Origin of the sequence: Salinimonas iocasae (assembly GCF_006228385.1) — a bacterium.
Lineage (GTDB): Bacteria > Pseudomonadota > Gammaproteobacteria > Enterobacterales > Alteromonadaceae > Alteromonas > Alteromonas iocasae.
This window is the reverse complement of sequence record NZ_CP039852.1, coordinates 1,236,309-1,249,590: the sequence shown is the minus strand read 5'-3', so window position 1 is coordinate 1,249,590 and position 13,282 is coordinate 1,236,309. Positions and strand designations below refer to the sequence as shown.

Sequence of the window (13,282 nt, the reverse complement as noted above, 5' to 3'; positions counted from 1 at the left end):
GTTACATTATCACTGAGGCTGGTGAGTTAATCCTGTGGTGCATTGGGTGGCAAAGCGTGTGAAGTCTTTGAAGAACCATCGGGTCTTTGTATGAAAACCTTAACGCCTTTTAGACGACCGTCAGTGATCACTTTACATAGCGATTTATCAAGTCGTTGAAGTATTCATAAACCATCAAAAGCATTCTTAAAAAACGTAGATACGATACTTCTGGCATACAAAAAGGCCGCTGAAAACAGCGGCCTTTTTCCATTGACTCATCAGAAACCAATTTACGGCATTGGATCCAGATCAGCACCTTCTTTTTCTACCTGCGGGGGCATCAAATCTTCTTTACTGATGCCCAGAGCTAATGCTACTGAACTGGCGACATAGATAGAAGAGTATGTACCAATGATGACACCAAACAGCAATGCTGTAGCGAAACCATGGATAAGCGCACCACCTTTATAGAAAAGCGCCAATAATACCAGTACGGTAGTCAATGACGTGATTATCGTCCGGTTCAACGTCTGCGTCAGGGAGATATTCACAATTTCGTTTGGCTCACCTTTTCTGATCTTGCGAAAGTTTTCACGAATTCTGTCACATACAACAATGGTATCGTTGAGTGAATAACCGATAACTGCCAGTACAGCCGCAAGCACGGTCAAATCAAATTCGATTTGCAGAATTGAAAACAGACCCAGCGTTAACAGAACATCGTGCGCCAGGGCCGATACAGAACCCAGTGCAAAACGCCATTCAAAACGCATCGCTACATAAACCAGAATACATAGCAGAGCCACCAGCATAGCCAGTCCGCCCTGCTCGGTCAGTTCTTCACCAACATTTGGTCCGACAAATTCGATACGACGCATCTCAACGTTGTCACCCGTGCTACGCAGTGCAGAAACCACCTGGTTTCCAATCTGCGCAGATTTTACACCTTCACGAGGGGCAATTCTGATAAGCACCGCTTCACTTGATCCAAAGTTCTGAACCACGGCATCTTCAAAATCAGTCTCGTTTAGCGTAGTGCGAATTTGAGATAAATTAGCAGGCTTATCATAGCCCACTTCGATAAGCGTACCACCGGTGAAATCCAGCCCCCAATTGAGGCTGTTAACTGCCAGCGACGCAACAGAACCAATCAACAAAACAGCAGAGAGTACCATCATAACGGTACGCAACTTCATGAAGTTGATGGTTTCAGATACTTTAATTAATCGCATTAATAACGCTCCTTAAATCGCCAGCTTTTTCACGCGACGGCCACCCCAGACAGCGTTAACAATAACGCGGGTCAGCAGAATAGCGGTGAACATGGATGTGGCGATACCAATCATCAGCGTAATCGAGAACCCTTTGATAGGCCCGGTGCCTACGGCGAAAAGAATCAGCGCAGCAATAAATGTGGTGATATTGGCATCCATGATTGTAGAAAAGGCACTGTCATAGCCCTGGTGAATGGCTTGTTGAGGGCTTCTGCCATCGCGCAGCTCTTCACGTATCCGTTCAAAAATGAGTACGTTAGCATCAACCGCCATACCGACCGTTAATACAATACCCGCCATACCCGGCAGGGTAAGTGTCGCCCCGGGTATCATCGACATAATACCGACAATCATCACCAGGTTAGATGCCAGCGCGATATTGGCCACAATACCAAAAGCTTTGTAGTAAATAAGCATAAATGCCAGGACAGCAATCAGACCATAAATAATCGCCTGCATACCCAGCTCGATATTTTCAGCACCAAGGCTCGGCCCCACTGTACGCTCTTCGACAATCTGGATAGGCGCGATAAGTGCGCCGGCACGTAGTAACAATGCCAGATCACGGGCTTCTTTAGGTGAGTCCAGACCGGTAATTCTGAAGCTACTACCTAGCTGCGCCTGAATAGTCGCTACCGAGATAACTTCTTCATGTTTCTCAAACTTAAGCTTACCTTCTTCAGTTTTCTCACCGGTGGCTTTATATTCAATGAAAACCGTAGCCATGGGATTACCGATGTTGCCACGGGTACCGCGGGACATCTTATTACCACCTTCAGAATCCAGTGAAATATTCACCTGCGGAATACCGTATTCATCAACGCTGTTGTTGGCATCGATTATATGGTTACCCGTCAGCATGACCTGTTTTTCTAGCAGCTGTGGCTGACCATTCTTATCGTTGATCAACTGCGTACCAGGCGGGACACGACCATTAATGGCATCGCGAACGTCATGCTCTCTGTCAAGCAGACGGAACTCCAGCGTCGCCGTTGCGTTCAGAATCTCTTTTGCTCTGGCAGTATCCTGAACACCCGGTAATTGCACCACAATGCGATCCGCACCCTGCTTCTGAATCAATGGCTCAGCAACACCTAACTGATTAACCCGGTTACGCAAAATGGTAATGTTTTGCTTCACTGCGTAATCGCGAATCTCTTTTAACTTGTCTTCAGAGAATGCCGCCCGTAATACCAGGTTATCCTGTTCTGTGAACAACAGGTCGCGGTTGCGGTTTCTGAGAAAAAACTGTGCGCTTTCCAGCGTTTCTTCATCGCGAAATTTTATATCCACATGACCATCGCGCACATTTACAGCACGATAGCGCAGGTTTTCCTCACGAAGTGCGGTACGAAAGTCACTTTCGGCATCTTCCAGTGATTTTGCAATGGCTTCACTCATATCCACTTCCATCAGAAAGTGAACACCACCACGTAAATCAAGCCCCAGCTTCATTGGCGATGCACCCAGGTCTTCAAGCCACTGGGGGGTATCAGCAGCAAGGTTCATTGCCACCACATAATCATCGCCTAATGCACGTTCTAAGTTTTCACGCGCCTTAAGCTGCGCTTCAGAATCTTTCAGACGAACCAGAATTTGTCCGTCTTCGAACTCTATGCGTTTAGTATCGATTTCATTAGAATCCAGCGTTTCGCGCACCTGACTGAGCATCGACTCAGTTACAGTTGCGTTCCTGCCGGCAGAGATTTGAACGGCGTTGTCTTCGCCATAAAGATTAGGAAGCGCATACAACGCGCACATCGCAACGATGAGTACGGCGAGCAGTACCTTCCAGACAGAATTCTTGTTTAACACGGACAAATTCCTTTTAGCCGGTCGCCGGAACAAACTTATCCGGCTCCGGCGTAGAAACGTTTAGATTGCTTTCATCGTGCCTTTTGGCAGAACAGCAGTCACTGATGACTTTTGCACTACGATATTGTTAGTCTCGTTCAGTGCGATTTCGATAAAGTCTTTTTCCTCTGAGACCTTAGTGATGCGACCCACCAGGCCACCCTGAGTGAGCACTTCGTCACCTTTACTCAGCGATGAAACCAATGCTTTATGCTCTTTAACGCGCTTGGCCTGTGGACGGTATAGCAAAAAGTAAAAAATCAGACCAAAAACACCCAGCATAATCAGCATTTCAAAGCCGCCACCCTGTTGGCCGCCCGCAGATTGTGCATAAGCGTTAGAAATGAATAAGCTCATAATCTTCCTCTATCTTCGTTGTTGTTATAATGCCGGTACCGGCATGTCTTTTTGTGCGTAAAATTCTTTAACGAAACTATCCAAATCGCCGGCATCCAATGCGTCACGCAATCCCTGCATCACTCGCTGGTAATACCGAAGGTTATGAATGGTATTCAGGCGCGCACCAAGAATCTCATTGCATTTATCCAGATGATGTAGATAAGACCGCGAATAGTTTTTACAAGTGTAACAATCACAATTTTCATCCAGCGCCGATGTATCATTGCGATGTTTAGCATTGCGGATTTTGACCACCCCTTCGGTAACAAACAAATGACCGTTGCGGGCATTACGCGTGGGCATTACGCAGTCGAACATATCAACACCGCGGCGTACAGCCTCAACGATGTCTTCCGGTTTACCCACGCCCATTAGATAACGGGGCTTATCGTCAGGAATCTGATGGGCAGTATGATCGATAATGCGAATCATATCTTCCTTAGGCTCACCTACTGACAAACCACCAATGGCATAGCCATCAAAACCTATCTCTTCCAGCCCGGCCAACGATACATCACGCAGGTTTTCGTACATGCCACCCTGAATAATACCAAACAGGGCTGCGGGGCTGTCACCATGAGCTACTTTGCTGCGTTCGGCCCAGCGCAGTGACATCTCCATAGATAAACGCGCTTCCTGTTCGGTGGCAGGAAATGGTGTGCACTCATCGAAAATCATCACGATGTCTGAACCCAGATCGCGCTGCACTTCCATGGATTTTTCCGGCGTAAGCAGAATCTTCTCACCATTGATAGGTGAGCGGAAGGTCACACCCTCTTCAGTAATTTTACGTAAGTCGCCCAGGCTGAAGACCTGAAAACCACCGGAATCAGTCAGAATTGGCTTATCCCAGTGCATAAAATCGTGCAGATCGCCGTGCTGTTTAATAATGCTGGTGCCAGGGCGTAACATCAGGTGAAACGTATTTCCCAGACAAATGTGCGCGCCACTGTCTTCCAGCTCTTCGGGCGTCATACCTTTTACCGTGCCGTAGGTGCCTACCGGCATGAAGGCAGGTGTTTCAACCACGCCACGGTCAAATACCAGACGACCACGTCTGGCTTTACCTTCTGTCTTTAACAACTCAAATTGCATGAATGCGAATATCCTGATCTCAGGCGCTAGCGCGCAGACTCTAAATAAAATTGGCGGCGATTATACCAGTTCTGTCACTCAGATCATGTCTGAAAAAAGCCAATCGTAGTAAAAAGGTGTTGGTGAACGACTTTTTATGCTTTCTCAATAAACATACTGTCGCCGTAGCTGAAGAACCGATACTCCCGATCGATAGCCTGCGCATACGCATTCATTACATTGTCACGCCGGGCAAATGCACTTATTAGCATCATCAGGGTTGATTCTGGCAAATGGAAATTTGTAAACATGGCATCCACGACTTTGAAGTTAAAGCCTGGATAAATAAAGATATCGGTATCATCGAAGAACGGGGCGATGATCTCATCACCGGCCGCCTTCGCTGCTGATTCCAGGGAACGAACAGACGTTGTACCCACGGCAATGACCCGTTTTCCTTTTGCTTTAGTCTGACGCACCTGCTCTACCACATCCTCTGGCACTTCAGCGTATTCAGCATGCATCTGATGCTCAAGAATATTATCCACCCGCACCGGCTGAAACGTCCCTGCGCCAACATGCAACGTAACGAATCCGGTCTGCACCCCTTTATCGGCAAGCCTTTGTAAAATGGCATCATCAAAATGCAAACCTGCGGTCGGCGCCGCAACGGCGCCTGGCTTCTGGTTATATACCGTTTGATAGCGCTCTTTGTCACTGGACTCATCGGGACGGTCAATGTAAGGCGGCAATGGCATATGCCCGTACTTTTCCAGCAGTGCCAATACCGACTCATCGTGGTCAAAACGAAGCAAAAACAAAGCATCCTGCCTGCCTGTGACGGTCACATTGACCGCGTCTTCAAGAATAAGCTGTGTGTCCGGCTTAGGTGCTTTGCTTGCTCTGACATGTGCCAGTACGCAGTTGTTATCAAGAATGCGCTCAACAAGTACTTCAACCTGCCCGCCCGTTGGCTTTTTGCCCTTCAGACGGGCCGGAATAACCCGCGTATTGTTGAATATCAGCAGGTCGCCCTCTTCCACAAGCTCCAGCATGTCGGCAAACATGCGATGCTTCACCTCGCCATCTGTACCATTAAGATGCATAAGACGGCTGGCGCTGCGCTGTTCCGTAGGATATTTGGCGATGAGATGTTCAGGTAACGAAAAATTAAAGTCGCTTAGTTTCATGGGTCTGGGCACTACTTTTCTGGCAATAAACGTGTGCGCCTGCCCGACCGGTTTACATAAAAATACCTTTATATAAATCCCGATACGCACAAAAAGCACACAAAAAAACTTAAACGGTTAAGATAAGCGCGAATAGAGATGATGTTCTCCCATACTTATCCTATTTCCCCCTTCAGGCCCGGTATTTGCCGGGCTATTTTATCTGGCGCACAGTTTACCTGTCTTTGGTCTGAAGATCAGCGAGGATCTCGGCTAAATTATCAGCGTCAACGCCTTTAGCATTCAGCACCATGAGTATTGCCAGTAACAAATCGGCCCCCATTATGCCTTTATTGACTTTATTGCGAAGGTTATCTGCGCTTTGGATAATACCAATGCCTGCCAGACGGTCGCTTAGCATTTGGTACTTCACGCCACGTATGGACATCTGCGACTTTATAAGCCTTTGAACGACTTGTCGCCAGTGTGTTTGCTCAACCAATTTAATCACCATTTGTGAACAATAATTCACGAAAAAATACTTTTTTACACATTTGAACGCTTTTTATTATTGACCATTCGTCGCCTCTGTGTCTACACTAACCTTGTGAATGTTGGCGTATTGCTGCTTTATGGGTAAAGTGGCTGCGTAATCATTCGCTTAACATGTAAAGGAGAGACACTATGACATGGGATCTTGCGCAACTTGAATCCCTTTTAACGCAATACGACGATTTTGTAGTAACCCGTGAAGAAGGGTGTCTGCTAATCGCCAATCAGGATGGTATCGATGCGTGGCTGGCAATCAGCGGCGAACAGATTTTAGTAGAAAGCTTACTGTTCTCAGCAGACCAGGTAAAAGATAAAGCTGCTCTTGATCACGAGATTCTGTCATCTCATATGGTATTCCCGCTAACTACCGTTGGTATTTCCAACATTAATGAGCAGGAGTATTACACGGCATTTGGCGCGCTAAGTGCACAGTCAAAAGCAGAAAGTATTGTCATTGAGGTGGAAACCCTGTTTCAAAATGTCGCATCGTTTCTTGATGCTTACGAAACCCACCTTCAATAATCAGTAGAACAGGAGAAGCGAATGTCTGTTTGGAAAAAGCTTATTACAGCGGTAAAAGGCGGTGCGAATGAAGCAGCGCAAGCGGCAGCCGATAGCCAGGCGATACGTATTCTGGAGCAGGAAATCCGCGAGGCAAAAGAAGAGTTGCGTAAATCCGATCACGCACGCACCCAGATTCTGGCTAAGCGCAAACTTTCACAGCAAAAGATTGATAGCTTTAACGCATCAATCAGTGAATATGAAGCGCACGCCCGCAAAGCGGTTGATTCTGATCGTCAGTTGGCATTAGATTGCGCGCAGAAAGTGTCTGATTTGAAAGAAGAGCGCGAACAGGAACAGTCCTATCTCGACCAGTTCCACAAATCAGAAAAGCAATTAGCGGCTAATATCCAGCAAGCCAAAGCAAACTTGCGTCGACTTGAACAGCAGGTTGATATGGTAAAGGCCACAGAAAGTGTGCAAAAAGCGCAGGTTGCGGTGTCTTCTCGCCACATGGGCGCAAACAGCAAAATGAAAACGGCTACGGAATCCTTAAGCCGTATTCAGGAAAAGCAGAAAATGCGCAATGCTGAACTAGAGGCAGCAGAAGAGCTTGCCAGTGAAGACAGCAATACCGATTTGGAAAAGCGGCTGTCGGAAGCTGGCATTAAAGGCGGTAAATCATCCGCCGATGATGAGCTGAGCCGCATTCTGGGCAACTAAAGTGATAAAAGCAGAGCCACGGCTCTGCTTTTTTATATCACAAATCTGATTACAACATGGTGGCACCAAAATTATCTGTATTTACAGAATGTCCGAGCGTTTATCTTATTGTAAAAAATGCCAGCTACTCGTTTATGGGTGCCCACCGTTTTAATGATATTTCTCATTCTCGTTGCACACGCTTGCCCGTGCAGACTGCCACAGGCATACTGATAATATAACGATAACAGAAACAGGATGTTACCCGGCTTATGGCCTCCTGGACAAAGCTTCGTCGATTAATGCTTCGCCACTTCAGCGAATCGAGATGGTACACCATTGTACTGATCACCCTTATTTACGCACTAATGAGCTGGTCGCTATTGAGCGCTGCTGGTGAACAGGCGCTTATCAGTCAGGTGGAATTTGTTTACTGGCTGGCGGTAACAGCCTCAACGGTGGGGTATGGCGATTTGTCGCCGGTGACCACAGCCGGCAAAGTTATCGTGGCCTTGTTTGTTATACCTGTCGGCCTGAGTATATTCGCCATGGTAATAGGGCGAATCGCAGCCTGGGTAAGTGACCAGTGGAAAAAAGGATTAACCGGAATGAAAACCCTGCATATAAATAATCATATTCTGGTCATTGGCTGGAACGAAAAAAAGACAATGCTGCTGTTAGACCTGCTGCTTAAAGAGCGCGCAGATTTAGCGGTTAAACCAGACATTGTATTATGTGTGAAAGCCGATATTAATAATCCCCTGCCCGGTCAGATTGAATTTATACATGTTGAATCATTCAACAATGATAACGATATGGACCGGGCCTGCGTCGCTGATGCAGGTGTTATTTTGATTGATAATCCTTCTGATGATGTCACTCTCACCACTGCGCTGTATTGCACAAAACGCAATCCGGATGCGCATCAGGTCGCTTATTTCAGCGATGACTCCCTGGTTTCTTTACTGCAAACTCACTGCCCTAATGTAGAGTGTACTCCCAGTGTCGCTGTCGAAATGCTGGCTAAATCAGTCTTTGATCCGGGCTCGAGTATGCTGCACCATGACCTTATCAGCGTGGATGCCGGACAGGCCCAGTTTTCTGTCGCATTGCCTGAAGACTGCGACACCCTCACCGTTGGTCAGCTTTTTATCAATATGAAAAAGCATTACGACGCAATCTTTATTGGCTTTGCGCCGGGCGGGGTGTATAAAAACATGGTTGTGAATCCTGATTCTGCTGTGACGGTGTCAGCGAATGATACGATTTTCTATATCGCCAGCGCGCGTATGACCGATATCGACTGGCAAAAACTGGGGAGCTGATATGTTTAGTAAGCTTTTTGGCCGAAAACCCACTACACCTGCTGCGCCCAAACCACCTGAAATTATGGGCCTGTATCTGGGCGGCTCCTTTGAACTTGATGCACTTAAACTAAAAGTGCTGACACCTGATTTAATTATTGAGTCATGCGCCGCATCACAACTTATACAGGCCGTGGGCCACGCTCAGCTAGACTCAGGTGGAGACTTGCTGCGCTTTTATACCGACGATGATGGCTTTTTGCAGGTGGTCACAGATGGCGGCCTGACTGAAAACCATATTACTGATGTAAAGTTATGGCACTTTTACGATACCAAAACCATCGGCAGTGACGCGCAGTGGAATGAGTGCCTTACTTCGCTTATTTCACAGCCGACGTACGAACTGGAAGGCAAGACCTTCACCCGGGTGTGGGATGCGGTAGGTGAAAGCTCCCCCCCGGTGGCTGTTACCGAAAAAACTTATGAAGAAGATGGTGACGTAAGCACCACTGATCAGTTTATGATGCTGTACGAACGCCCATTGGATGATGAACGCTTTGAATCACTTTTAGTGGTGGGCGAAGAAAAAATAATTAATAACAATAAAGATCGTTGCCTGGTCATCAGTACCGGCTTTGATGTATTACCAACCGATATACAAATTAATGGCTAGAGGATTAAGCATGGATTCAATTATGGCGTCACTGGCAGGTCTGGATAATTTTGCCCTGTATTTCGTAATATCGATCGTATTTCTTTTTATTTTCAAGTTCGTGTACGCACTGGTCACGCCCCATGATGAATGGAAGCTGGTAAAAGAAGAAAAGAATGTCGCCGCTGCCGTCGGCTTTGGCGGCGCGATTATCGGTTTTGCACTGGCTTTATCCGGCGCTGCGGCAAACTCACTGTCGGTCATCGATTTTGCTATCTGGGGGATTGTCGCAATCATCGCGCAATCACTGGCTTTTGCATTGTTGCGCTTTACGTTTATGCCCCGCATCGCTGAGCGAATTACCAATAATGAAGTCTCAGCCGGCGCAATTCTGGCGGCTATGTCTGTAGCAGTCGGTTTACTCAATGCCGCTTGCATGACCTATTAGGCGGGGAAAATTATGGCTACGCAAAAACGCACTAAACATATAAATCTCACCCGCATGCGCAAGTCGCTGGCAGTGAAACCTTTAGCGGTAGGTGTTGCCGGCATGTTTTTAAGCGCCTGCAGCGATAACCGGCAACCGGCTGATATCTATACTTCGGTGGATGACTGCACAAGCGATAACCCCGATGCTGCGGATGAGTGTCAGGCCGCGTATCAGCAGGCAATTGATGAGGCCGCGCGCACTAGTCCGAAGTTTTCATCTGTCGCTGACTGCGAATATGAATTTGGCCCGAACCAGTGCCGACAAATTGCCACCGACAACGGCAGTTTTTTTATGCCCTTTATGGCCGGCTTTATGGTCAGTCAGCTAATGTCGCCGCGCACTTATTATTCTCAGCCGCTGTTTACGTCTTACTCACCTTATTCGCCTTTTCGCTCACGTTGGGTAACCTCTGACGGGTATATCTTTGACGGAGATATCCGAAAGCGTAAATACCGGGTGAAATCGTCAACCTTTAAGCCAAAGCCTACGGTATCCCGCACTATCAGCCGTGGCGGTTTCGGCAGTTCAGTCAGAGCAAAATCATCCTGGGGAAGCAGTCGGTCCCGTTCAGGCGGCTGGGGCGGTTAGCGGATTTGTTCCGGCGTCGAATTGCTCCGCGGCCTGACTGGCAGCAGCAGGCCAGAGAATATGGCTTTCACTTTCACACCATGTATGGTCAGCCATACTGGGATGAAACGGCGTACTACCAGTTTTCATTACAACAAATTGAAAAAGACATAGAAGATCCAACCGCTGAGTTACATCAGATGTGTCTTGCTGCCACAGAACGTGTCGTAAACAGTGAAGCGCTTCTAACTCGTTTCGCTATTCCTTCTGTATACTGGGACTTAGTGCGCAACTCTTTCTATCAGCGAGAACCGTCTTTGTATTCACGGCTTGATTTGGTTTACGACGGTACTGGTCCTGCCAAACTGTTAGAGAACAATGCTGATACGCCCACCTCGTTATATGAATCAGGTTTCTGGCAGTGGTTGTGGCTTGAGCAAAACGTCGATAACGGCGCCCTTCCCCGTCAATCTGATCAATTTAACTCCCTGCAGGAAAAACTGGTTTTCCGGTTTGCCGATATCGCCCGTCAGAAAAATATCCTGCAGATGCATTTTGCCTGCTGTAAAGACACTGATGAAGACCGTGGAACAGTGCAGTACCTGCAAGATTGCGCCAGTGAAGCAGGCTTGTCGACCGATTTTGTCTATGTTGAAGATATTGGTTTGGCTGATACCGGCGTATTTACCGACTTAGATGATGCGCCCATTACAGACTGCTTTAAGCTTTATCCGTGGGAGTTCATGCTTGCCGACCCTTATGGTGAGTCATTGTCGAGTGCTGACGTTAGCTGGATTGAACCGGCCTGGAAGGCGGTAATTTCCAACAAGGCGATTCTTCCATTACTGTGGGAAATGTTCCCCGGCCATCCCAATTTGCTGGAAGCCTATTTCGCGGATAAACATCCGAATTTAGCCGGACAGCAGTGGGTCAAAAAGCCGCTTTTTTCCCGCGAAGGCGCTAATATTTCATTGCTTGACGGGCAGAACGAGCGTGCCCTGTCTGATGGTCCCTATGGCGAGGAAGGTTTTATTATTCAGGCTTTTCATCCACTTCCCCGCTTTGAACGTAACTACACGTTAATAGGAAGCTGGCTGGTAGATAACTTACCTGCTGGTATTTCAGTCCGAGAGGATTCGTCTTTAGTTACACAGGATTTGTCGCGGTATTTACCGCATATAATTTTATGAGCCAATTACCCAGACTACGTTCACAATTTCGCCTGATAGCCATTATTGGAGCGACATTAATACTGCTTGAGATTATCAATCTCATTACCCTAAACAGTTTAAACAGCCTGGGTATTATGCCCCGCTACCTGCCATCGCTGTGGAATATCATTACTGCACCATGGGTTCATCAGACCCCTGCCCATTTAATTGCTAATTTATTGCCGCTGCTGCTGTTTATCTGGCTAACATTGCAATGGGGCAACAAAACCTTTGTAAAGGTAACACTTACTGTGTTTCTTCTTGCCGGTTTGAGCGTTTGGCTGTTTGGCCGCTCTGCAGTACACCTGGGCGCAAGTGGTGTTGTATACGGTTACTTCGGATTCTTATTATGGGCAGGTTTTAAGACTAAAAAGATCCCCTACATGATTATTTCCGTACTGGTGGCAATCCTCTATGGCGGATTAATTTTAGGCGTGCTGCCCGGCCGTGAATTTGTTTCTTATGAATATCATCTGTTCGGCTTTGCAGCCGGTTTACTCGCCGCCTGGCGCTGGGGTGCAACCAGTACCGTGTGAGTCGTGTCTTATCACTGCTAACTTTAAGTTGAAGAAATTCAGTACCTTCACAAACTGATACACAAAATCTCTTTAACAGACGTTGGCAGTGACGACCAATTTCTTATAATGCAGTTAAGATAAGTGAAGTGAAGTATTCATGACCTCCACCAATCAAACCAATCAGAAGCAGAATCAGGGCTTTTTCGGCAACCTGGCATTCAACATTGTTATTCCCGTCGTTATCATGAGCTATACCAGTTCAGACGATTTGCTGGGCCCCGCCTGGAGCATCGTCGCTGCGCTTGTTTTTCCTGTTGGCTATGGCATTTGGGATCTAAAACAGTCCGGTAAAGTAAACGGTTTCTCTATTTTAGGTATCATCAGTGTGTTGCTTACCGGAGGCATTAGTTTACTGAAACTTCCGGCTGAGTATATTGCTATTAAAGAGGCGGCCATTCCTGCTTTGATTGGTATAGCGGTACTTATTACCCAGTATACAAAAAAGCCGCTGGTCAAAATGTTGATTCTTAACGATCAGATTATTAACTGGAATGCACTGAACGATGCGCTGGCACGAAAAGGCAAAGAACGTGAATTTCGCCGTAAGGTAGCTAACAGCTCTTATATTGTCGCGACATCCTTTTTTGTTTCTTCGGCACTTAACTATATTCTTGCCAAGGTTATTCTGGTCAGTGAACCGGGTACAACCGCTTACACTGAAGAGCTGGGTAGAATGACAGCGCTGAGTTATCCGGTAATTGTTATCCCCAGTATGATTTTACTGGTCACCGCATTGTGGTACCTGTTTAGTCAGATTGGAAAAATCACTGGTGAAGACCTGGACAACTTCCTGAATCATCAGTAAGCCCTATCCTCTTTTCGGTGTCCTTTAGGTGTGGCCACCCTTAGAACGAGCGCTGCCTTCTGTCCTTCACCTTGAGTGCATCTCACTATTGGTTCAGGGTAAGAGCACGGTAGACACTGAAGCATCAGATACAAAAAAGGAGACGCGAGCGTCTCCTTTTTCTATTTT

Annotated in this window: 15 protein-coding genes; 9 read left to right on the top strand and 6 right to left on the bottom strand. The window is 47.0% G+C overall.

What is annotated here, in order from left to right; translation table 11 throughout:
• Positions 1 to 272: 272 nt before the first annotated feature.
• From secF to FBQ74_RS05375, 6 genes are all read right to left on the bottom strand, one after another.
• Complete coding sequence (gene secF / locus FBQ74_RS05400) at positions 273 to 1,214, bottom strand: protein translocase subunit SecF (RefSeq protein ID WP_139755707.1); 942 nt, start codon at positions 1,212 to 1,214, stop codon at positions 273 to 275.
• Between the two features lie 12 nt (positions 1,215 to 1,226).
• Complete coding sequence (gene secD / locus FBQ74_RS05395) at positions 1,227 to 3,071, bottom strand: protein translocase subunit SecD (RefSeq protein ID WP_139755706.1); 1,845 nt, start codon at positions 3,069 to 3,071, stop codon at positions 1,227 to 1,229.
• Between the two features lie 60 nt (positions 3,072 to 3,131).
• Complete coding sequence (yajC, locus tag FBQ74_RS05390) at positions 3,132 to 3,467, bottom strand: preprotein translocase subunit YajC (protein WP_139755705.1); 336 nt, start codon at positions 3,465 to 3,467, stop codon at positions 3,132 to 3,134.
• 24 nt (positions 3,468 to 3,491) lie between these two features.
• Positions 3,492 to 4,604, bottom strand: a complete 1,113-nt coding sequence (gene tgt / locus FBQ74_RS05385) for a tRNA guanosine(34) transglycosylase Tgt (protein WP_139755704.1) — start codon at positions 4,602 to 4,604, stop codon at positions 3,492 to 3,494.
• A gap of 134 nt (positions 4,605 to 4,738) precedes the next feature.
• A complete protein-coding gene (queA, locus tag FBQ74_RS05380) occupies positions 4,739 to 5,773 on the bottom strand; it encodes a tRNA preQ1(34) S-adenosylmethionine ribosyltransferase-isomerase QueA (RefSeq protein WP_139755703.1) in 1,035 nt (344 codons plus the stop codon).
• Positions 5,774 to 5,987: 214 nt separating this feature from the next.
• Positions 5,988 to 6,266: a DUF6471 domain-containing protein gene (locus FBQ74_RS05375; protein WP_139755702.1), complete on the bottom strand. Its 279-nt coding sequence runs from the start codon at positions 6,264 to 6,266 to the stop codon at positions 5,988 to 5,990.
• 170 nt (positions 6,267 to 6,436) lie between these two features.
• Here FBQ74_RS05375 and FBQ74_RS05370 point away from each other — a divergent pair, with 170 nt between their 5' ends.
• The 9 genes from FBQ74_RS05370 (at position 6,437) to FBQ74_RS05330 (ending at position 13,114) form a co-directional block, all read left to right on the top strand.
• Positions 6,437 to 6,826, top strand: a complete 390-nt coding sequence (locus FBQ74_RS05370; RefSeq protein WP_139755701.1) for a DUF2170 family protein — start codon at positions 6,437 to 6,439, stop codon at positions 6,824 to 6,826.
• 21 nt (positions 6,827 to 6,847) lie between these two features.
• Positions 6,848 to 7,528, top strand: a complete 681-nt coding sequence (locus FBQ74_RS05365) for a PspA/IM30 family protein (protein WP_139755700.1) — start codon at positions 6,848 to 6,850, stop codon at positions 7,526 to 7,528.
• A 251-nt stretch (positions 7,529 to 7,779) separates the two neighbouring features.
• The gene (locus FBQ74_RS05360) at positions 7,780 to 8,832 is read left to right on the top strand and encodes a potassium channel protein (RefSeq protein WP_205912282.1); all 1,053 of its coding nucleotides are present in this window, start codon (positions 7,780 to 7,782) and stop codon (positions 8,830 to 8,832) included.
• Between the two features lies 1 nt (position 8,833).
• A complete protein-coding gene (locus FBQ74_RS05355) occupies positions 8,834 to 9,484 on the top strand; it encodes a YjfK family protein (RefSeq protein ID WP_139755699.1) in 651 nt (216 codons plus the stop codon).
• A gap of 10 nt (positions 9,485 to 9,494) precedes the next feature.
• A complete protein-coding gene (locus FBQ74_RS05350; RefSeq protein ID WP_139755698.1) occupies positions 9,495 to 9,911 on the top strand; it encodes a DUF350 domain-containing protein in 417 nt (138 codons plus the stop codon).
• A 12-nt stretch (positions 9,912 to 9,923) separates the two neighbouring features.
• Positions 9,924 to 10,541 carry a DUF1190 family protein gene (locus FBQ74_RS05345; protein WP_139755697.1) on the top strand — a complete coding sequence of 206 codons (618 nt, stop codon included), beginning with the start codon at positions 9,924 to 9,926 and terminating at the stop codon, positions 10,539 to 10,541.
• A 5-nt stretch (positions 10,542 to 10,546) separates the two neighbouring features.
• Positions 10,547 to 11,710, top strand: a complete 1,164-nt coding sequence (locus tag FBQ74_RS05340; protein ID WP_139755696.1) for a glutathionylspermidine synthase family protein — start codon at positions 10,547 to 10,549, stop codon at positions 11,708 to 11,710.
• Entirely contained in the window at positions 11,707 to 12,267 is a 561-nt protein-coding gene (locus tag FBQ74_RS05335; RefSeq protein WP_139755695.1) for a rhomboid family intramembrane serine protease, read from the top strand. The genes FBQ74_RS05340 and FBQ74_RS05335 overlap by 4 nt, the downstream gene beginning before the upstream one ends.
• A gap of 139 nt (positions 12,268 to 12,406) precedes the next feature.
• Positions 12,407 to 13,114 (top strand): VC0807 family protein, encoded by a 708-nt coding sequence (locus FBQ74_RS05330; RefSeq protein WP_139755694.1) that lies wholly within the window; start codon positions 12,407 to 12,409, stop codon positions 13,112 to 13,114.
• Positions 13,115 to 13,282 lie beyond the last annotated feature (168 nt).

Excerpts from the sequence above, each read along its gene's own strand:
- FBQ74_RS05350 (WP_139755698.1), top strand. The coding sequence starts at position 9,495 with ATGGATTCAATTATGGCGTCACTGGCAGGTCTGGATAATTTTGCCCTG.
- FBQ74_RS05365 (WP_139755700.1), top strand. The coding sequence starts at position 6,848 with ATGTCTGTTTGGAAAAAGCTTATTACAGCGGTAAAAGGCGGTGCGAAT.
- FBQ74_RS05330 (WP_139755694.1), top strand. The coding sequence starts at position 12,407 with ATGACCTCCACCAATCAAACCAATCAGAAGCAGAATCAGGGCTTTTTC.
- queA (WP_139755703.1), bottom strand. The coding sequence starts at position 5,773 with ATGAAACTAAGCGACTTTAATTTTTCGTTACCTGAACATCTCATCGCC.
- yajC (WP_139755705.1), bottom strand. The coding sequence starts at position 3,467 with ATGAGCTTATTCATTTCTAACGCTTATGCACAATCTGCGGGCGGCCAA.
- tgt (WP_139755704.1), bottom strand. The coding sequence starts at position 4,604 with ATGCAATTTGAGTTGTTAAAGACAGAAGGTAAAGCCAGACGTGGTCGT.
- FBQ74_RS05355 (WP_139755699.1), top strand. The coding sequence starts at position 8,834 with ATGTTTAGTAAGCTTTTTGGCCGAAAACCCACTACACCTGCTGCGCCC.
- FBQ74_RS05360 (WP_205912282.1), top strand. The coding sequence starts at position 7,780 with ATGGCCTCCTGGACAAAGCTTCGTCGATTAATGCTTCGCCACTTCAGC.
- secF (WP_139755707.1), bottom strand. The coding sequence starts at position 1,214 with ATGCGATTAATTAAAGTATCTGAAACCATCAACTTCATGAAGTTGCGT.
- FBQ74_RS05345 (WP_139755697.1), top strand. The coding sequence starts at position 9,924 with ATGGCTACGCAAAAACGCACTAAACATATAAATCTCACCCGCATGCGC.
- FBQ74_RS05375 (WP_139755702.1), bottom strand. The coding sequence starts at position 6,266 with ATGGTGATTAAATTGGTTGAGCAAACACACTGGCGACAAGTCGTTCAA.
- FBQ74_RS05370 (WP_139755701.1), top strand. The coding sequence starts at position 6,437 with ATGACATGGGATCTTGCGCAACTTGAATCCCTTTTAACGCAATACGAC.
- FBQ74_RS05335 (WP_139755695.1), top strand. The coding sequence starts at position 11,707 with ATGAGCCAATTACCCAGACTACGTTCACAATTTCGCCTGATAGCCATT.